Origin of the sequence: Brevundimonas balnearis (assembly GCF_042434805.1) — a bacterium.
GTDB lineage: Bacteria > Pseudomonadota > Alphaproteobacteria > Caulobacterales > Caulobacteraceae > Brevundimonas > Brevundimonas balnearis.
In genome coordinates, this window is record NZ_JBHLSW010000006.1 from 21984 (window position 1) to 40552 (window position 18569).

The window sequence follows — 18569 nt, forward strand, 5'->3', positions numbered from 1 at the left end:
CCGGAGTTAAAGCTGGGTCAGAAGGTGCTCGGCCGACGAGACCTTGAACTCCCCGCCCTGCTCGACGTTCAGCTGTTCGATCACGCCGTCGCGAACCAGGGCCGAGTAGCGCTGCGAGCGCTCGCCCATGCCGAAGCCCGAGGCGTCCATCGACAGGCCGAGCTTCCTGGTGAAGTCGCCGTTGCCGTCGGCCAGCATGATGACCTCGTCGTTCGACACGCCCTGGTCCTTGGCCCAGGCGCCCATGACGAAGGCGTCGTTGACCGAGACGCAGGCGATGGCGTCGACGCCCTTCGACTTCAGTTCGGCGGCGTGCTCCTTGAACCCCGGCAGGTGGCGCGCCGAGCAGGTCGGGGTGAAGGCGCCCGGCACCGCGAACAGGGCCACCGTCCTGCCCTTGAAGACGTCGTCCACGCTGACGGGCTTGGGGCCGTCCCCGGTGGGGGTGGTGAACACGGCCGAGGGCAGGCGATCGCCGATCTTCAGGGTCATGGGAGCTCCGTCTGGGGTATCTGCTGAACCCGTTCGGCCGGGTCCGGTTCGCAGCGCAGATAGGCTTTTCCCGCGATGTGGCCAAGTCGCGCTTGCGCTTCGCCGCGGCAATCCCGATCATCCGCGCATGAGCGAGCCGTCCGATCGCACGTTCACCTCCCTCGCCGGTCGACTGCTGGTCGCCATGCCCGGGATCGGCGACCCCCGTTTCGAGCACGCGGTCATCCTGATCTGCGCGCACGGCCCCGACCACGGCATGGGTCTGCGGATCGACCGCCCGGCCCCGGGGGTCGATCTGGCCCAGGTTCTGAAGAAGCTCGACGTCGCCGACGGCGGCGGTGCGGCGAACCGGCACGTGCTGGTGGGCGGGCCGGTCGAGCGCGAGCGCGGCTTCGTGCTGCACACCGACGACTGGATGGCCGAGGACGCCTCGGTCCCGTTCGGCGAGGGCCTGGCGGTCACCGCGACGCGCGAGGCCCTGGCCGCGATGACCGATCCGCTGAAGCGGCCGCGCCGGGCGGTGCTGCTGCTCGGCTACGCGGGCTGGGGCGACGGCCAGATCGAGGAGGAGCTGGCCGAGAACGTCTGGCTGACCGCCGACGCCGACCTCGACCTGATCTTCGACGAGGACCACGACACCAAATGGTCCCGCGCCCTGGCCCGGATCGGGGTCGACGCCGCCTGGCTGTCCAGCGACGCCGGACGCGCTTGAAGCTCTAGGCCGAGCGCGCCTTGATCGGCGCGGCCCCGTCGGCCAGCGACTCGTTCAGATAGACCTCGGCCTCCTGCGCCGGCAGGGCGGGCGCATAGCCGAATCCCTGGCCGTAATGGCAGCTGGCCTGAAGCAGGCGCTTGGCGAGGTCGGCGTTCTCGACCCCTTCGGCGACCACCTCCAGCGAGAGGTCGCGACCCAGGTTGACCACCGACTTGACGATCTTCTCGGAGCCCTCGTCCTTGTCCATCGTCAGCACGAAGTAGCGGTCGATCTTCAGGGTGTCGAACGGCAGGCGCGCCAGGTAGGACAGGGACGAGAAGCCGGTGCCGAAGTCGTCGAGCGCCAGGGACGCCCCCACCTCCTTCAGCCGGCCGAGCACGTCGGCGGCCAGGGTGGTGTCACGCATGATGTCGCCCTCGGTCACCTCCAGCTTCAGGGCGCCACGCGGCAGCCTCGACTCGGTGATGATGCGGGCGACGTCCTCGACCAGATGGTCCCGTTCGATCTCGCCGACCGACAGGTTGACGCTGCAGAACAGGCGGCCGGCCGACGGATGGCGCGCCAGCCATTCGGCCAGCTGCTTGGCCGAGCGCCGCATCATGTGCAGCCCCAGGTCGTTCATCAGGCCCATCTCGGCCGTCAGCGACAGGAACTCGTCCGGGGGCACCAGCCCTCGGCGCGGGTGACGCCAACGGGCCAGGGCCTCGAAGCCCGCGACCGCCCCCGTGTGCAGGTTCACGATCGGCTGGAAATAGGGCTCGATCTCGCCGCGCACGAAGGCGTTGCGCAGGTCCGATTCCATCGCCAGCCGCGACAGGCTGTCGGTCTCCAGCGCCCGGCCGTAGGCCGCCGCCCCGCCGCGCCCGGCGCGCTTGGCCTGCTCGACCGCCAGTTCCGCGCGGCGCAGCAATTCCGACGGGTCCGCGGCGTCCGGACCGCCGTCGGCGCGCACCGCGCCGATGGAGACGGTCGGATAGATGTCGAAGCCGGCGATGGAGAGGGGCTGCTCCAGCGCCTCCCTCAGGCGGTGGGTGGCCGAAACGCCGCCGTTCGGCACCAGCACCGCGAACTCGTCCTCGCCCACGCGGGCGGGAATGGCGCGGTTCGAGAAGGCGGCCGACAGCCGCGACCCCAGCGCCGACAGCACCAGGTCGGCGCGGGCGTGGCCCAGCGCCTCGTTCAGACGCCGCATGCGGTCCAGGTCGGCGACGACCAGGTCGTACTCGCCCGCCTCGATCATGGCCTCGCCGACCTTGGTCAGGAAGCTGCGGCGATCGAACAGTCCGGTCAAGGAATCTCGGTCCGCGGTGACGAAGCCGGCCTCCAGCGCCACCACCCCGGCGGCGCGCAGCCCGTCCTCCAGCCAGACGCCGCGCCACACGCCGGCCTCCGCCCCGCGCATGCGGATGCGGCAGGACACCGGCGTCCCCTCGGGCTGGGGCTTCAGCAGGGTTTCCGCCAGGGATCGGTCCTGGGGCAGGGTCACGGCGATGAAGGCGGCGGCGGAGCATTCGGGCGCCAGGGGGCTGAGCCCCAGCGGCCGGGTGGCGCCGTTGAACCTCAGGGAGTCCGCGGCGGGATCCCAGACCCACAGCGCGGTGTCGGCGGCGGCCAGGGCCTCGATGGCGCTCGCCGCGTCCCAAGCCTGGGGTCTGGACCTTGCCGTCACTGGAACTACGCGCCTTCCCCGGACGGACGTCGGCCGCCCGCTGCGTATTCGTCCTCGACGAGGCCGAACAGCAGATGATCTGCCCATCCGCCGTTAATTTTGAGATAAGCGCGGGCCCGGCCCTCGTGGGTGAAGCCCGCCTTCTCCAGCACCCGGCGCGACCGGTCGTTCTCCGGCACGCAGGCCGCCTCGAGCCGGTGGAGCTTCAGCTGGCCGAAGGCGAAGCCCGCGATCGCCCGCACCGCCGCCGTCGCCAGTCCCCGGCCGGCGAAGCGCTCGCCGATCCAGTAGCCCAGCTGGCCGGTCTCCGCGACGCCGCGCCGGATGTTGGACAGGGTGATCGCCCCCGCCAGCGGCCCCTCGCGGCCGTCCGGCTCCGTGGGGAAGACGAAGAAGGGAAAGGCGTTCTGCAGCTCCATCTCGCGGACGTAGACGCCCAGCCGACGGCGGAAGGCGGCGCGGCTCAGGTCGTCGGCCGGCCAGGTGGGCTCCCACGGCTGCAAATAGTCGCGTGACTCCGCCCTCAGCTCAGCCCACGCCGCGTGATCGGACAGGCGCGGCGGGCGCAGGGTGATCCGCTCCGCGCGGACCACGGGACCTGCGGGCTCCTGCATCCAGTCCAGAAGGGCCATGGCGTGACCCTATCGGTCTCAGGCGGCCGCGAACAGGGCCCGCTCGAAGGCGCGCGCGGCGGGCCCGGCGGCGCGGGGCCCCAGCACGGCAGCCGCCGCCCGGCCCGCCGACAACATCCGGCGACCGGCCTCCGCCACCTCGGAGGCGCCTGGGGCCCGCAGCCGCGCGTCCGTGGTCTCCGTGGCCACGGGCGCGCCGTAGATCAGGGTCTGGACCGCCAGCCGGCCGGCGCGGGCGGCCAGGCTCTCGTCCGACATGAACAGCCCGGCCGACAGCACCGCCTTGGCGCGCGCCAGCTCGGCGTCCGTCGGTCCCCGCTCGGCCAGGCCGACGATCTCGGCGGCGGTCAGCTCCGCCAGCTCGGCCGCGCGGTCGGCCGAGGCCCCGGCGAACACGCCGAGCACGCCGGCGTCCTCATAGGTCTCGCCGTAGGCGTCGATGGCGTAGGCCAGGCCGCGCGCCTCACGCGCGCTCTGGAACAGGCGCGAGGCCATGCCGCCGCCCAGGATCTCCACGAACAGGCGCTGGGCCGGCAGGATCGGGTCGTGGGCGTCGGCGGCGGGCAGCTGGAACACCAGGTTGGCCTGCTCGATCCGTCGCGACAGGGTCGCCGCGCCGCCCTGGAAGCGGGCCGGTTCCGGTCGCACGGTCGGTTGGCTGACCGCGTCCCCGAACGCCGCCTCGGCCAGGGCGACGAGCTGATCGGGGTCCACCGCGCCGGACGCCGCCAGCACCATCCGGTCGGGCGAGTACAGACGCCCCGCCCAGGCCGCCAGCGCGGCGCGATCGATCGGCTGAAGGCTGTCGACCGAGCCGAGGATCGGTCGCCCCAGCGCCTGGCCCTCGAAGGCGCGCGCCTGGGCCATTTCAAAGACGTGGTCGTCGGGCGTGTCGAACGCCTCGGCGATCTCCTGGGCCACGACGTCCTTCTCCCGGACGATCTCCGCCTCGTCCAGGGTCGGGCGGCGGACGAGTTCGGCCACCACCCGCACCGCGAGCGGCAGCGAGTGGGCGAGCGCACGAACCTCGAAGCTGGTGCGCTCATAGCCGGTGGCGGCGTTGATCGTGCCGCCCTCGCCCTCGATCCGCTCGACGATGTCGCGGGCGCTCATGTCGCCGGCGCCCTTGAACACCAGATGCTCGAGGAAGTGCGACCAGCCCGAGCGGCGTTCGTCCTCGAACCGGGCGCCGCCCTCGACGGCGAGGGTCAGGGCGAAGGTGCGCACGCCCGGGAGCGGATCGGCCACGACCCGCAGGCCGTTGGACAGGGTGTGGATGGGGGCGGTCAGGGTCAGCCTTTCAGGCGGCGTCGAAGCAGAGCGATGTAGAAACCCAGAAGCACGATCGCCAGTCCGAACCAGGTCATCGCATAGCCCAGGTGATTGTTCGAGAAGGCGGCCGGCGGGGCCGAGGGCTCCAGCGCCGCCCAGTCCGGGTTGCTCGAGACGGTGGCGAACAGGGTCAGGGGCTGGACGGGACCGTCGCGCCCCAGCGCCTCGGCCATGGCCTCAGCGTCCCGGGCGAAGAAGCGTCCGTCGGCGGGCCCCGGGGTCAGGGGGCTCGGGCCCCCGGGCTCGCGGAGCACGCCTTCGATCCGGGTCGGCGCCTCGGCCCGCCCGACCGGGGGGCGAGCCGAGACCGTGTCCGCGACGAAGCCCCGGTCGACGAGGATCGGCGGTCGGGAGGGATCGAACACGCAGAGCGAGACGAGCCGCGATCCGGCGCGGCCTTCATCGATGGACTGAAGTTCGACATAGGGGGCCGAGGCCAGTCCGGGACAGTCGGCGACGACGCGTCGGAACTCGGGCGCCGGCCCGGCGAGCACCTCGGCGAGCGGGGCCGGGGGAGCCGCGGCGGCCGCGTCCGCGGCCGCGATCAGCCCTTCCTTCCAGGCCAGGCGGCGCACCTGCCACGTCCCCAGCGCGATCAGCAGCGCCAGCGCCGCGACGGTCAGGACCGTGAGGACCCACGGGAAGCGGCGCACCGGGCCGCCCCGCCTCAGCCGAAGATGACGTAGACGAAGGCGAACAGGAACAGCCAGACCACGTCCACGAAGTGCCAGTACCAGGCCGCCGCCTCGAAGCCGAAGTGCTTCTCGGGCGTGAACTGGCCCGCCAGCAGGCGGAACAGGCAGACCGTCAGGAAGAGGGTGCCGATCAGCACGTGGAACCCGTGGAAGCCGGTCGCCATGAAGAACACCGAGCCGTACAGCCCCGAGTTCAGCGCCTCTTCGTTGAAGAACAGGTTTTCGTGGATAATGTGATAATATTCATAGGCTTGCACCGCCGTGAACAGCGCGCCCAGCGCCACCGTGAGGATCAGCCCGAGGCGCGCGCCCTTGCGGTCGCCGACCTGGAGCGCGTGGTGGGCCCAGGTCACCGTGGTGCCGGACAGCAGCAGGATGAAGGTGTTCAGAAGCGGCAGCGACCAGGCGTCCAGCGTCTCCACCCCTTGGGGCGGCCAGCTGGACCAGGCCGTGGCCGTGTCGGCCCAGTTGCCGATCTCCGGCGTCAGGGTGCGCACCTCGTTGAAGAGGGACATCTCGAAGAACATCCAGAAGAATGCCGCGAAGAACATCACCTCCGAGGCGATGAACAGCACCATCCCGTAGCGCAGGCCGATGGACACGACCGGCGTGTGGTCGCCCTTGCGGCTTTCCTTGATGACGTCGGCCCACCAGCCGAACATCGAATAGAGCACGCCCGCGAAGCCGGCGGCGAAGACGCCCGGACCGGACAGGCCGAACAGCCCCTTCATCCACACCACCGCGCCGATCATCATCACCGTCGTCGCGATCGAGGCGACCAGCGGCCAGGGCGACGGATCGACCAGGTGGTAGTCGTGGTGCGGAGCGGCGTGGGCCATCGGGAGCGTCTCTCGAGGTCGAACAAGCGTGGTCGGGCAGGCTATAGCGCCGCCGTTGCGGCCGCGCCAGTGGTCAGGACGAGGCTCAGGCGCCCGCCGTCGCGGCGTCGAAGTCCTGGGTCGGATAGAAGGTGTAGCTGAGGGTGATTTCCTTGACGCCGCGCCCCTCTCGATCCGTCGCCAGCTCGGGCGCCACGAAGTACTGGACCGGGAACTGCTTCGTTTCGCCGGGCTGGATCACCTGGCCCTCGAAGCAGAAGCACTGCAGCTTCTGGAAATAGGGCCCGGCCTTCTCGGGCACGACGTTGTAGGCGGCCGTGGCCCCGATCGGCTGGTCCGACGTGTTGGTGACGTCGAAATAGGCCAGGCCGGTCTCGCCGATGCGCACTCTCTGGGTCGTCTGCTCGGCGCGGAACGCCATCGGCAGGCCGCCGCGCACATTGGTGTCGAACCGGACCAGCACCGTGTCCTCCAGCACCACGTCCGACGGCCTGTCCGCGCGCATGGTGGTCCCGTCGAAGCCGGTGACCTGACAGAACAGCTGATAGAGCGGCACGGCGGCGAAGGCGGCGCCCGTCATCAGCATGACCACCCCGGCGCAGATCAGGGCGATGAGATTCTTGTTCGCCATGGCCCTCAGCCCGCGACGTTCGCCTGCAGGCGCAGGACGGTGGTCAGGAACACCAGCACCATGAAGGCCACGAGCCCCAGCGCGATGGCCAGGTTGCGGCGCTTGCGGGCGGCGAGTTGGTCGGGGGTCAGGCGCATGTGGGGCACACGATCGGAGAAGCGGGCAGGGATTCGATCAGAAGGACCGCGAACAGGACCATCAGGTAAAGGATCGAATAGGCGAACAGGTCACGGGCCGGTTTCGCCTCTTTGCGCACGTCATACAATGCGGCCTCGCGCCCCACCGCCTCGGCCTTGTCCGGCTGATCGCCCGCGCGCGAACGCCACAGCCTGAAGGCCAGCGCGAGGAAGGCCGCGCCGCCGATGGCGGAGACGATCAGATAGGCCAGTCCCCCCGGCCCGACGACGCCCGGCAGGACCGCGACCGGAACGAAGACCAGGCTGTAGATCCACACGAGAAGGCGGGTGTGGGCCGCGCCTCGCGCCACCGGCATCATGGGGATGCCCGCCCGCGCATAGTCGCCGGCCGAATAGAGCGCCAGCGCCCAGCTGTGCGGCGGCGTCCAGAGGAAGATGATCAGGAACAGCAGCCACGCCTGCCACGGGGCCTCGCCAGTCGCGGCGGCCCAGCCGATCACCGGCGGAAAGGCCCCGGCCGCGCCGCCGATGACGATGTTCTGGGGCGTACGGCGTTTCAGGATCAGGGTGTAGAGGCCGGCGTAGTAGACGATGGTCAGGCCGAGCAGCCCCCCCGCCAGCCAGTTGGTCGCCATGCCCAGAAGCATGATCGAGAACACCGACAGCACGACCCCGAACGCCAGGGCGTCGCCCGACCGAACCCGGCCCGCCGCCACCGGCCGCCCGCGCGTGCGCCGCATCAGGGCGTCGGTCGACCCCTCAAGGGCCATGTTCAGCGCCCCGGCGGCGCCGGCGCCGACCGCGATGCACAGCACCGCCAGCGCCGCGTTGACGGGGTGAATATCGCCGCCCGCCGCGATCAGCCCAGTCGCGGCCGTGAACACCACCAGCGACATGACGCGCGGCTTCAGCAGCTGGAAGAAGTCTTCCGGCTGGGCCGTCGACAGGGCGGGGGTGTCGGCTGGGGTCATGGGCGAGCGCCAATACCACGGCTGAAAGGAAAAGGGGCCGCCCTTCGCATCGAAGAGCGGCCCCGGCGATCGCGGCCCGGCGTCGCGGGCCCGGCCGTCAGTGGCGGTCGGCCTTCACCACGGGCAGTTCGTTGAACTGGTGGTGCGGCGGCGGCGAGCTGAGCGTCCACTCCAGCGTCGTGGCGCCCTCGCCCCAGGGGTTGGCCACCCCGGCGCGACGACGGATCGCGGCCTCGATCAGCACCACCAGGAAGACGACCACGCCCACGATGGTGATGGCGTAGCCCCACGAGGAGACCTGGTTCCAGAGGGTGTAGGCCTCCGGATAGTCGATGTAGCGGCGCGGCATCCCCTGCAGACCCAGGAAGTGCTGCGGGAAGAAGATCACGTTCACGCCGATGAACATGATCCAGAAGTGGGCGGCGCCGAGAAACTCGTTGTACTTCACGCCGAACATCTTCTCGAACCAGTAGTAGAAGCCCGCGAAGATGGCGAACACCGCGCCCAGCGACAGCACATAGTGGAAGTGCGCCACCACGTAGTAGGTGTCGTGCAGGCTGTAGTCGATGCCCGCGTTGGACAGCACCACGCCGGTCACGCCGCCGACGGTGAACAGGAAGATGAAGCCGATCGCCCAAAGCATGGGCGTCTTGAAGTCGATGGAGCCGCCCCACATGGTGGCGATCCAGCTGAAGATCTTCACGCCCGTCGGCACGGCGATGATCATCGTCGCGGCCACGAAATAGGCGCGCAGATTGATGGGCATGCCGACCGTGTACATGTGGTGGGCCCACACGATGAAGCCGATGAAGCCGATCGCGACCATGGCGTAGGCCATCGCCAGGTAGCCGAACACCGGCTTCTTGGAGAAGGTCGAGACGATGTGGCTGATGATGCCGAAGCCCGGCAGGATCAGGATGTACACCTCGGGGTGGCCGAAGAACCAGAACAGGTGCTGGAACATCACCGGGTCGCCGCCGCCGGCGGGGTCGAAGAAGCTGGTGCCGAAGTTGCGGTCGGTCAGCAGCATGGTGATGGCGCCCGCCAGGACCGGCAGCGACAGCAGCAGCAGGAAGGCGGTGACCAGCACCGACCAGGCGAAAAGCGGCATGCGGTGCAGCGTCATGCCCGGCGCGCGCATGTTGAAGATGGTGGTGATGAAGTTGATGGCGCCCAGGATCGACGAGGCGCCCGCCACGTGCAGCGAGAAGATCGCCAGGTCCATCGCCGGCCCGGTGTGTCCGTTGGTTGAGAGCGGCGGATAGATGGTCCAGCCGCCGCCGAAGCCCTGGCCCGGTCCGCCGTCCACGAACATCGACAGAACCAGCAGCACCCAGGCCGACACCAAGAGCCAGAACGAGATGTTGTTCATGCGCGGGAAGGCCATGTCCGGCGCCCCGATCATGATCGGCACGAACCAGTTGCCGAAGCCGCCGATCATCGCCGGCATGACCATGAAGAAGATCATGATCAGGGCGTGGGCGGTGACGGTGACGTTGTAGCCGTGCTTGGACGCCTCGACGATGCCCAGCTGCTGGATGATCGAGCCTTCGCGGAAGATCTGGATGCCCGGCTCGGCCAGCTCCCAGCGGATCAGGCCGGACAGGGCGCCGCCCACGATCCCGGCCATGATGGCGAAGATCAGATAGAGCGTGCCGATGTCCTTGTGGTTCGTGGACAGGAACCAGCGGGTGAAGAAGCCCGGCTTGTGGTCGTGATCGGCGTGGGCGTGATCAGCGGTCGCGGATGCGGTGGCCATGGTCGTCTTTCGGCTCTTCGCGGAAGTTACTGGGCGAACGTTATTGGGCGGCCGCGGCGGCGGGCGCCGGCGCGGCGGGAGCGGTGGCGGCGGGCGGCTGGGTCGCGCCCTCGGTCGGGCTGACCGTCGCGGCGGCCGGCGCGCCGGCTTCAGCGGCGGTGGGCGCCCCGGTCGTGCCCGCCGCGACCTGGGCCGCGGTGCCGCCGGGGGCCGCCTCGGCGGAGGCCGGGGTCAGGGAGCCGCCCTTCGACAGCACCCAGGCGTCGAACTCGGCCTGGGTCACCACGCGGATCTCGATCGGCATGAAGGCGTGGTCGACGCCGCACAGCTCCGAGCACTGACCGTAATAGGTGCCGACGCGTTCGGCGCGGAACCAGGTCTCGTTGATGCGGCCGGGGATGGCGTCGGTCTTCAGGCCGAACGCCGGCAGGGCGAACGAGTGGATCACGTCGGACGCCGTCACCAGCACCCGCACGGTCTGGCCGACCGGCACGACCATCGCCTCGTCCGCGGCGAGGCGGTACGGAACGTTGCGCGCCCGCGCCTCGTCTTCCGGCAGCATGTTGGAGATGTATTCGCTGATGCCCTGGTCGGGATACTCGTAGCCCCAGTTCCACTGGTTGCCGACGGCCTTAACGGTCAGGTCCGGCTCCGGCATGTCGTCGTAGGCGAACAGCAGCCGGAACGAGAACAGGGAGATGAACACCAGCACCAGCACCGGCACGACCGTCCAGACGATCTCGATGGCCGTGTTGTGGCTCCAGCGGGCGGGCGTCGGATTGGCGCGCTTGTTGTAGCGGACCACCACCCAGATCAGCAGGCCGAGCACCAGGAGGCAGATCACCGTGATGATCGGCATCAGGATGACATTGTGGAACCAGGTCGCGTCGTGCTTCAGCGGCGAGAAGCTGGACTGCAGGCCGATCCCGCCCGGAGTCGGCTGCCCGGCCAGGTCCTGCGCCCAAGCCGGCGCGGCGGCGAAGGCCGAACCGATCGCCAGTGCGGCCGAGGCGAACATCGCCTTCGCTCGCATGCCCATGCCCATCGAAGTCCTCATTCCATTCTGCGGCTTCGCCCTGCGGGGGCCGCGACCTACGCCTGGCGGGGCGAAAGACCCCACGCTCGGCGGGTCCATATCGGCTTGCCTTGCGCTTGCCAAGCGATGGCGGCGTCGCGGGATGCCGCACCGCGACGCAGCATGTCGGTGCGGCTTCATTAAATCTCTTTCATGCTTCGCCAGATACCTTGTGACGCAAGATACCTTGCGGTAGACGATGGCCATCCGAAAGGAGGGCCCCGTGCCTGACACCATTGAAATCCAACTGAAGAAGGGCGTGCTGAACCTGTGCGTTCTGGCCTTCCTGGCCAGGGGCGACAGCTACGCCTACGAGATCGCCAGCCGCCTCGCCCACGACATCGACATGGGCGAGGGCACCATCTACCCGCTGATGCGGCGGCTGCAGGCCGACGGCCTGGTCGAGACCTATCTGGTCGAATCGCCCTCTGGGCCCTCGCGCAAATACTATCGGCTGACCGCCGCCGGCCGCGACAGCCTCGAGGCCCAGTCCCGCGAATGGACCCGCTTCGCTCGCGCCGTGGAGGACATCCTGGCCGGCCGCGGAGCCCCCGTCGCGACGTCCGAAGACCCCGTGCCCGCAGGAGACGCCCAATGACCCGATCCGACTTCATGAACCGGCTGCGCGCGGGCCTGTCGGGCCTGCCCGCCGCCACCATCAACGACCTCGCCGCCGACTATGAGGCGCACTTCGAGGACGGTCTGGCCGCGGGCCGCAGCGAGGCCGAGGTCTCCGCCGCCCTGGGCGATCCCGACCGGCTGGCCCGCGAACTGCGCGCCGAGGCGGGCATGCGCCGGTGGGAGACCGAGAAGAATCCGTCGGCCGCCGCCGCCGCCGTCTTCGCGGTGCTGGGGCTCGGCGCGATCGACATCCTGATCCTGCTGCCCATCCTGATGGGCGTGCTGGGGGCCCTGTTCGGGGTTCTGGTCGCGGTGATCGCCACCTTCGTCGCCGGCGGCTTCGTCTTCGCGGTCGGTCCCTTCGTCGCCCCGCCGGGCGGTCCCTTCGCGGCCCTGCTCGCGGGCCTGGGCCTGATGGCCGGCGCGACCGCCGTGGGCGCGCTCCTGACCATCGTGACCATCTGGCTGGTGAACGGCATCGTCTGGTTCGCCCGCCTCCACTATCGCCTCTTGAAGCCGGCCATCGAGCCGCAAGCCCAAGGGAGGGCCTGATCCATGATCCGCACCCTGTTCATCATCGCCGGCGGCGCGACCGTCCTGGCCGTCGGCAGCCTGGCGGGGGCCGCCGCCCTCGGGGGCTCCGACCTGGCCCGCAACGGCGGAACCTGGACCTTCACCGAAACCGCCTCGGACGACGGCGTCCGCATCCGCCGGGGCGAGGCCGTCGATCGCGGGCCGGCCGTGACCCGCACCGAGGCCTTCACCGGCGGCGAGCGCCTGATCCTCGACGCTCCCTTCGACGTGACCTACGTCCAGGGCGATGCGGCCACGGTCCGGATCGAGGGTCCGCAGGCGGTCGTCGATCGAATCCGCATCGACGGGGCCCGCATCTCCTTCGACGACGACGCGCCCGAGAGCGTCACCCTGCGCTGGGGGCCGAACGGCATCACCGGCTGGAGCTCGCTGGACGGGGTCAAGGTGACCGTCACCGCGCCGGCGGTCCGCGACGTGGAGATCAACGGCTCAGCCGACCTGGACATCCAGGGTTATGATCAGCCCTCGCTCGACCTCCGCATCGCCGGCTCCGGCGAGGTCCGCGCCACGGGTCGGACCGAGCGGCTGGAGGTCGACATCGCCGGCTCCGGCGAGGCCGAACTGGAGGGTCTGGAGGCGCGCGACGCCGACCTCAGCATCTCCGGCTCCGGCGACATCGACGCGGCCCCCACCGGCCAGGTCGCCGCCGCCGTCTCGGGCTCGGGCGACATCCGCCTGCGCCGCCAGCCGGCGAGCCTGAACTCCAGCGTCTCCGGCTCGGGCGACATCTGGATCGACGGATGACGAACGCGGGCGGGGCGCCTAAATGAGGCTCATGACCCTTCACGCCGCCCCGCCCGACCTCCTCGCCGCCGCCGACGTCTCCCGGGACGAGGCCCTGGACGTCATCCGGACCGCGCTGCACGGCGCCGACGACGGCGAACTGTTCCTGGAGCGGACCGAGAGCGAGTCCCTCCTCTTCGACGACGGCCGGCTGAAGTCGGCGGCCTATGATTCCGGCGAGGGCTTCGGCCTCCGGGTCGTGTCGGGCGAGACCGCCGGCTACGCCCACGCCAACGAGATCAGCCTTCAGGCGCTCCGCCGCGCCGCCGACGGCGCCGGCCTGGCCAAACAGGGCCGCTCCGGCGTCCAGGCTGAGGCGCCCCGCGCCACCAATCAGAAACTGTATGACGAGGTCGATCCCCTCGCCGCGCCGAGCTTCTCGGACAAGATCGCCCTGCTGCAGGAGATCGACGCCTACGCCCGGGGCAAAGACCCGCGCGTGGTGCAGGTCTCAGCCGCCATCGCCGGCGAGCGGCGCCAGGTGGAGATCCTGCGGGCCGACGGCCGCCATGTGCGAGACGCCCGCCCGCTGGTGCGCCTGAACGTCTCCGTCACCGTCGAGCGCGACGGCCGCCGCGAGAGCGCGGGCGCCGGGGCCGGCGGTCGCGCCGGCTTCGAGACCTGGATCGCCCCGGACCGCTGGCGCGCGCAGGTGGACGAGGCGCTGCGCCAGGCGACCACCAATCTGGACGCCGTCGACTGCCCGGCCGGCGAGATGGACGTGGTGCTGGGACCGGGCTGGCCCGGCGTGCTCCTTCACGAGGCGATCGGCCACGGCTTCGAGGGCGACTTCCACCGCAAGGGGTCCTCGGCCTTCACCGGCATGATGGGCAAGCGGGTGGCCGCCCCCGGCGTCACGGTCGTCGATGACGGCTCCATCGCCGGTCGGCGCGGCTCGCTGAACGTCGACGACGAGGGCACGCCCACCTCGCGCACCGTGCTGATCGAGGACGGGATCATGGTCGGACTGATGCACGACCGGCTGAGCGCGCGGCAGCTGGACCAGCGCGCCACCGGCAACGGGCGGCGCCAGTCCTACGCCCACCTGCCGATGCCGCGCATGACCAACACCTTCATGGAGGGCGGCGACGCCAGCCTGGCCGACATGATCGCCTCCACCAGGCGCGGGCTCTACGCGGTCAACTTCGGCGGCGGCCAGGTCGACATCGTGTCGGGCAAGTTCGTCTTCCAATGCACCGAGGCTTACCTCATCGAGGACGGGCGCATCACCGCGCCGGTCAAGGGGGCGACCCTGATCGGCGACGGCGCCACCGCGCTTCAGGGCGTGGAGATGATCGGCGACGACTTCGCCTTCGACCCCGGGATCGGCGTCTGCGGCAAGGCCGGCCAGGGCGTGCCCGTCGGCATCGGCCAGCCCAGCCTGAAGATCCGAGGGCTGACGGTCGGCGGGACAGCGGTCTGATCGGGCTTACCGCCTTGTAATGCTGTCGGAAGTTTAATCCACCTGTCCGGCTTGTAACTGGTTCCGGCAAGCGGCGGCGGGCACCTCTGCCTCCACAAGAGGAGAGGGAGTTCCCGTCGTGACGAAGACGTCGCTGATCACCACCGCGGCCGCCGCCGCCCTGATGCTCGCCGCGCCCCAGGCGCTGGCCCAGGCCGCCGCGCCGGCCCCGGCGGCTGCCGACGGCGGCCAGGGCGTGCTGACCTTCACGCCCGACTTCTTCGCGGCGCAGCGACCGAACACCGCCCTGGACATGGTCCAGCGCATCCCCGGATTCTCGGTCCAGGACGGCGACGGCAGCCGAGGCTTCGAGGGCGCGGTCGGCAACGTGCTGGTGAACGGGGCCCGGCCGGCCTCCAAGAACGACAGCGGATCGTCGGTGCTCAGCCGCACCTTGGCGCGCCAGGTGGAGCGGATCGAGCTGATCCGCGGCGGCGCCCCCGGCATCGACATGCAGGGCTACGCCGTCGTGGTGAACGTCATCCTCAAGACCGAGGCCAGCCGCGAGCAGGTGCTGGAGTACACCACCTTCCAGTTCGAGGGCGACGGTCAGGACCTGGCGGCCGGCAGCTACCGGTTCACCGCGCGCTCGGGCGACCGCAGCTGGGGCGTGACCCTGTCGGACGGCGTGGGCATCAGCGACGCCAACGGGCCGGGGATCTCGATCCGGCGGGACGGGACCGGCGCGATCACCCGGGTGGAGGACTTCACCAACCAGAACTACGGCGGCAGCTCGGGCGTGCGCGGCAACTACGCCGGGCCGCTGTTCGGCGGCAAGATCGACCTGACCGCGCGCTACGGCGTCAACGACTGGAACTCCTACACCCGCCTCAGCTCCAACGGGGTCCTGCGCGAAAGCGAATACGGCGAGGACGGATCGTCCGGCGAGTTCGGCGCGGTCTACACCCGCGACCTGCGTCAGGGCCTGAGCAGCGAGACCCGCTTCATCCACGAGTTCGGCGACTTCGAGAACGAGTCCACGAACAACAACCTCGAAGGCGGCGTGCAGTCGCCGGAGCAGCGCTTCGCGTCGCAGGGCGAGTTCAGCGAGACGATCCTGCGCTCCCTCGTGCAGTACGAGCGCAGCTCCACCCTCAGCTTCGAGCTCGGCGGCGAAGTGGCCTACAACATGCTGGAGGTCGATCAGGCCTTCTCCGTTGGCGGAACGCCGATCCCGCTGCCGTCGGACCAGATCAAGGTGGAGGAGACGCGGGGCGAGGCCTTCGGCAAGACGACCTGGCGTCCCCGCTCCAATCTGACTCTGGAAGGCGGGCTGAGGCTGGAGGCCTCCACCATCAGCCAGTCGGGCGACGCCGACACCGAGGAGACCTTCTACTACGCCAAGCCGCGGATCGTGGCGACCTGGACGCCGATGGACCGCACCCAGTTCCGCCTGCGCTTCGAACGCGACGTGGGCCAGCTGGACTTCGGCGACTTCGCCGCCTCGGCCGAACTGGAGGACGAGAACGTGTTCGGCGGCAACGTCGATCTGGAGCCCGACCAGCGCTGGATCAGCGAAGTCGCCTTCGAGCGCCGCTTCCTGGACGACGGCATCGTCTCCCTGACCTATCGCCACGACGAGATCAGCGACGTCATCGACCGCATCCCCCTGCCCAACGGCCTGTCGGCGGTCGGCAACATCGGCGACGGCACGCTGGACCAGCTGGCGGTGAACGTGATCCTGCCGATGGACTGGGCCGGCTTCACCGGCGGACAGTTCGGCTTCCGCAACACCTGGAACCACTCGGAGGTGACCGACCCCACGACCGGCGAGTCGCGTCCCATCTCCGGCCTGCGCCGCAGCCAGGCCGTGATCTCGGTCCAGCAGGACATCGAGAGCTGGCGGCTGCAGTGGGGCGGGGCGTGGATTCCCAAGCTGGGCGAGACGACATACGACCCGGACCAGACCTCGGGCTTCCGAGGGCGGGACTATTTCGAGCTGTGGGCGGAGTACAAGCCGACCGCCAGCTGGGCGATCCGGGCGCAGCTGAACATCTGGGACGACTTCGACACCTTCCGCGACGTCTACGCCGACCGGACCGTGCGGGCGATCGCCTTCACCGAGGATCGCCAGATCGACCCGCGCACCTTCCTGCAGGTGCGTGTCCGCAAGACCTTCTGACGGCGGAACGAGGCAGGGGCTGCGTCAACCCGGAGAACCGCAGCCCCGCCCGGAGGCCGCCGCCCGCGAACAGGCGGCGGCGTGGCGCGCAGCCCTCTAGAGGGCGTTCATGACGGGATCGCGACGCTCAGATGTAGCGGCGCAGCGAGCGGGCCAGCTCAGAGGCGCCGTCCTTCCCCTTCTTGGCCTGGGGCTGGTAGGCCACGCGGGCGTGCTCGACGCAGTAGACGCCCTCGGCCGCGCGGCGGCCGCAGAAGCTGAAGCCGTCCGAGCTGGGATCGCCGATCGGCCACTTGCACATATGGGCCCCCAGCGTCAGCACCGTCGCGGTGCCGGGCAGGTCCGGCATCGGAACGGGGCTCGGCTGCACCGGCGCGGCCGGGCGCGGCTGCGCGGCCTCGATGCGGCGGGGCGCGCTCGGCTGGGCGCTCGGCTGCGGGCGGGGACGCGGGGTGCGGAAGGTCGCCCGGACGGGCTGCGACGGCGCGGCGCGCCCGGACAGGCCGAGGCGGTGCACCTTGCCGATCACGGCGTTGCGGGTGACGCCCCCGCCTAGCGCCTTGGCGATCTGGCTCGCCGACTGCCCTTCGAGCCAGAGCTTCTTCAGCGCCCCGACCCGTTCCTCGGTCCAACCTAGAGACATGCCGCCCTCCGCCACAGGGATTCAAGATATTGCGTCTGGCGGATGATCTCTGCCGCGCCAGCCACAACTAATCGTAAACCAGGCGTAAATTGGCGCAACATGTGGCGCCTGGGCTGTCCACAGAAACCAGATGTAGATTCGTCGAAGGACGCCGGTGGCGGACCGGCCGGGATTTGCTAAGTCTCCGAGACGCCTTCGGAGAGCCGCCGTGTCCGACACCTTCCAGACCCCCGCCGCCGTCGATCCGCGCCTGCTCGAGGTGCTGGTCTGCCCGGTGTCGCGCGGCCCGCTGACCTACGACCGTCAGCGCCAGGAGCTGGTGTCGAAGGGGGCCCGGCTGGCCTATCCGATCCGCGACGGCGTCCCGATCATGCTGGTCGACGAGGCGCGCAAGCTGGACTGAGCAGCCGCGACGCCGGTCCGCGCGTTCGGTCGGCATGGCCCACCAAGGAGATCGACGATGAAGACCGTCAGCCTGATCGCCCTTTCCCTCCTGATCGCCGCGCCGGTCGCGGCCCAGGACCCGGTCGCCGACCTTCTGCGCGGCGAGCCCGACGCACCCGCCGCCGATGCCGAGCAGGATCCGGCCGAGCTCCGCACCACGGCGGCCCTGAACGCCGAGATCGTCGCCCAGAACGATCTGGCCGCCCAGGCCGAGAAGGCCGCCGCCACCGATCAGCGGCAATCCTATGAGGCCGAACTGGAGGCCTATCAGCGCAGCGTCGCCGAGACCGAAGCCAAGGCCGAGGCCGACCGCCAGGCCTATGAGGCGGAGCTGGCGCGGCACGAGGCTGAGCATCAGCGGCGGATGGCGCTCTGGCGCGAGGTCTCGGAGGCCTGTCGTCGCGGCGACACGGAGCGGTGCCGCGTCGGCCGGCTGGCGCTTGAGAACGGCGGCTGATCCGCGTGGCGGGGGGCACGCTGATCCTTCACGGCGAGATCGGCGGCGGCAAGACGCGCCTCGCCGGGGAATGGGCGCGCGTCCAGGCCGAGGCGGGACGCCGCGTCGGCGGCGTGCTGGCGCTGAAGTCGCGGCAGGGGCGGCGCTTCCACGACCTGTGGACCGGCGACGAGACGCCCAAGGAGCCGGTGGCCGACGGCGAGCCCGCCGTCGAGATCGGTCGCTTCCGCTTCCGCAAGGCCGCCTTCGACTGGGCCGAGGCGCGCGTCCGCCAGGCCGTGGCGAGCGGGGCGGAGGCCGTGGTGATCGACGAGGTCGGGCCGCTGGAGATGCGCGGCGAAGGGTTCGCGGCCCTGATCGACGACGTCCCGGAGCCCGTGCGGCTCGTCCTTCTGGTCAGGACCGGCCTGGAGGCGGCGGCGGCGGCGCGGTTCGGCCGGGGCGAGATCGCCTTCGAGCCGCACCTGGATTGATCGGCGAGCTGGACCGTGAGACG

General features: G+C 70.4%; 21 protein-coding genes. 9 read left to right on the top strand and 12 right to left on the bottom strand.

Annotated features, from left to right (window positions below; genetic code table 11):
• Positions 1-6 precede the first annotated feature (6 nt).
• Positions 7-492: a peroxiredoxin gene (locus tag ACFFGE_RS08870; RefSeq protein ID WP_376835959.1), complete on the bottom strand. Its 486-nt coding sequence runs from the start codon at positions 490-492 to the stop codon at positions 7-9.
• Between the two features lie 127 nt (positions 493-619).
• On the opposite strand from ACFFGE_RS08870, the gene ACFFGE_RS08875 reads away from it, so the two are divergent.
• Positions 620-1204 (top strand): YqgE/AlgH family protein, encoded by a 585-nt coding sequence (locus ACFFGE_RS08875; protein WP_376835960.1) that lies wholly within the window; start codon positions 620-622, stop codon positions 1202-1204.
• Between the two features lie 4 nt (positions 1205-1208).
• On the opposite strand, the gene ACFFGE_RS08880 is transcribed toward ACFFGE_RS08875, so the two are convergent.
• The 10 genes from ACFFGE_RS08880 to coxB form a co-directional block, all read right to left on the bottom strand.
• Positions 1209-2876 carry a putative bifunctional diguanylate cyclase/phosphodiesterase gene (locus ACFFGE_RS08880; RefSeq protein WP_376835961.1) on the bottom strand — a complete coding sequence of 556 codons (1668 nt, stop codon included), beginning with the start codon at positions 2874-2876 and terminating at the stop codon, positions 1209-1211.
• 5 nt (positions 2877-2881) lie between these two features.
• A complete protein-coding gene (locus ACFFGE_RS08885) occupies positions 2882-3508 on the bottom strand; it encodes a GNAT family N-acetyltransferase (protein WP_376835962.1) in 627 nt (208 codons plus the stop codon).
• Between the two features lie 18 nt (positions 3509-3526).
• Positions 3527-4798, bottom strand: coding sequence for a M16 family metallopeptidase (locus ACFFGE_RS08890; protein ID WP_376836155.1), 1272 nt, complete (start codon positions 4796-4798; stop codon positions 3527-3529).
• Between the two features lie 2 nt (positions 4799-4800).
• Positions 4801-5493, bottom strand: coding sequence for an SURF1 family protein (locus ACFFGE_RS08895; protein WP_376835964.1), 693 nt, complete (start codon positions 5491-5493; stop codon positions 4801-4803).
• 14 nt (positions 5494-5507) lie between these two features.
• Positions 5508-6374, bottom strand: coding sequence for a cytochrome c oxidase subunit 3 (locus ACFFGE_RS08900; RefSeq protein ID WP_376835965.1), 867 nt, complete (start codon positions 6372-6374; stop codon positions 5508-5510).
• A gap of 85 nt (positions 6375-6459) precedes the next feature.
• On the bottom strand, positions 6460-7005 hold the full coding sequence (locus ACFFGE_RS08905; RefSeq protein ID WP_376835967.1) for a cytochrome c oxidase assembly protein: 546 nt from the start codon (positions 7003-7005) through the stop codon (positions 6460-6462).
• 5 nt (positions 7006-7010) lie between these two features.
• On the bottom strand, positions 7011-7142 hold the full coding sequence (locus ACFFGE_RS08910; protein ID WP_376835969.1) for a cytochrome c oxidase system small membrane protein: 132 nt from the start codon (positions 7140-7142) through the stop codon (positions 7011-7013).
• The gene (locus tag ACFFGE_RS08915; RefSeq protein ID WP_376835970.1) at positions 7133-8113 is read right to left on the bottom strand and encodes a heme o synthase; all 981 of its coding nucleotides are present in this window, start codon (positions 8111-8113) and stop codon (positions 7133-7135) included. The genes ACFFGE_RS08910 and ACFFGE_RS08915 overlap by 10 nt, the downstream gene beginning before the upstream one ends.
• 97 nt (positions 8114-8210) lie before the next feature.
• Entirely contained in the window at positions 8211-9872 is a 1662-nt protein-coding gene (gene ctaD / locus ACFFGE_RS08920) for a cytochrome c oxidase subunit I (protein WP_376835971.1), read from the bottom strand.
• 40 nt (positions 9873-9912) lie between these two features.
• Positions 9913-10929: a cytochrome c oxidase subunit II gene (coxB, locus tag ACFFGE_RS08925; protein ID WP_376835972.1), complete on the bottom strand. Its 1017-nt coding sequence runs from the start codon at positions 10927-10929 to the stop codon at positions 9913-9915.
• Between the two features lie 241 nt (positions 10930-11170).
• On the opposite strand from coxB, the gene ACFFGE_RS08930 reads away from it, so the two are divergent.
• The 5 genes from ACFFGE_RS08930 (at position 11171) to ACFFGE_RS08950 (ending at position 16529) form a co-directional block, all read left to right on the top strand.
• Complete coding sequence (locus tag ACFFGE_RS08930; protein ID WP_376835974.1) at positions 11171-11545, top strand: PadR family transcriptional regulator; 375 nt, start codon at positions 11171-11173, stop codon at positions 11543-11545.
• Positions 11542-12120: a DUF1700 domain-containing protein gene (locus tag ACFFGE_RS08935; protein ID WP_376835976.1), complete on the top strand. Its 579-nt coding sequence runs from the start codon at positions 11542-11544 to the stop codon at positions 12118-12120. Before ACFFGE_RS08930 ends, ACFFGE_RS08935 begins: the two co-directional genes overlap by 4 nt.
• A gap of 3 nt (positions 12121-12123) precedes the next feature.
• On the top strand, positions 12124-12906 hold the full coding sequence (locus tag ACFFGE_RS08940) for a GIN domain-containing protein (RefSeq protein ID WP_376835977.1): 783 nt from the start codon (positions 12124-12126) through the stop codon (positions 12904-12906).
• A gap of 31 nt (positions 12907-12937) precedes the next feature.
• On the top strand, positions 12938-14368 hold the full coding sequence (tldD, locus tag ACFFGE_RS08945) for a metalloprotease TldD (RefSeq protein ID WP_376835978.1): 1431 nt from the start codon (positions 12938-12940) through the stop codon (positions 14366-14368).
• Between the two features lie 118 nt (positions 14369-14486).
• Complete coding sequence (locus ACFFGE_RS08950; protein ID WP_376835979.1) at positions 14487-16529, top strand: TonB-dependent receptor plug domain-containing protein; 2043 nt, start codon at positions 14487-14489, stop codon at positions 16527-16529.
• Between the two features lie 127 nt (positions 16530-16656).
• On the opposite strand, the gene gcrA is transcribed toward ACFFGE_RS08950, so the two are convergent.
• The gene (gcrA, locus tag ACFFGE_RS08955) at positions 16657-17172 is read right to left on the bottom strand and encodes a cell cycle sigma 70 cofactor GcrA (protein ID WP_376835980.1); all 516 of its coding nucleotides are present in this window, start codon (positions 17170-17172) and stop codon (positions 16657-16659) included.
• Between the two features lie 208 nt (positions 17173-17380).
• On the opposite strand from gcrA, the gene ACFFGE_RS08960 reads away from it, so the two are divergent.
• The 3 genes from ACFFGE_RS08960 to ACFFGE_RS08970 are packed head-to-tail and all read left to right on the top strand — an operon-like array spanning position 17381 to position 18546.
• Complete coding sequence (locus ACFFGE_RS08960; protein ID WP_376835981.1) at positions 17381-17575, top strand: Trm112 family protein; 195 nt, start codon at positions 17381-17383, stop codon at positions 17573-17575.
• Between the two features lie 57 nt (positions 17576-17632).
• Positions 17633-18073 (top strand): cell wall hydrolase, encoded by a 441-nt coding sequence (locus ACFFGE_RS08965; RefSeq protein WP_376835982.1) that lies wholly within the window; start codon positions 17633-17635, stop codon positions 18071-18073.
• A 5-nt stretch (positions 18074-18078) separates the two neighbouring features.
• Positions 18079-18546, top strand: coding sequence for a nucleoside-triphosphatase (locus ACFFGE_RS08970; RefSeq protein ID WP_376835983.1), 468 nt, complete (start codon positions 18079-18081; stop codon positions 18544-18546).
• Positions 18547-18569: the final 23 nt, after the last annotated feature.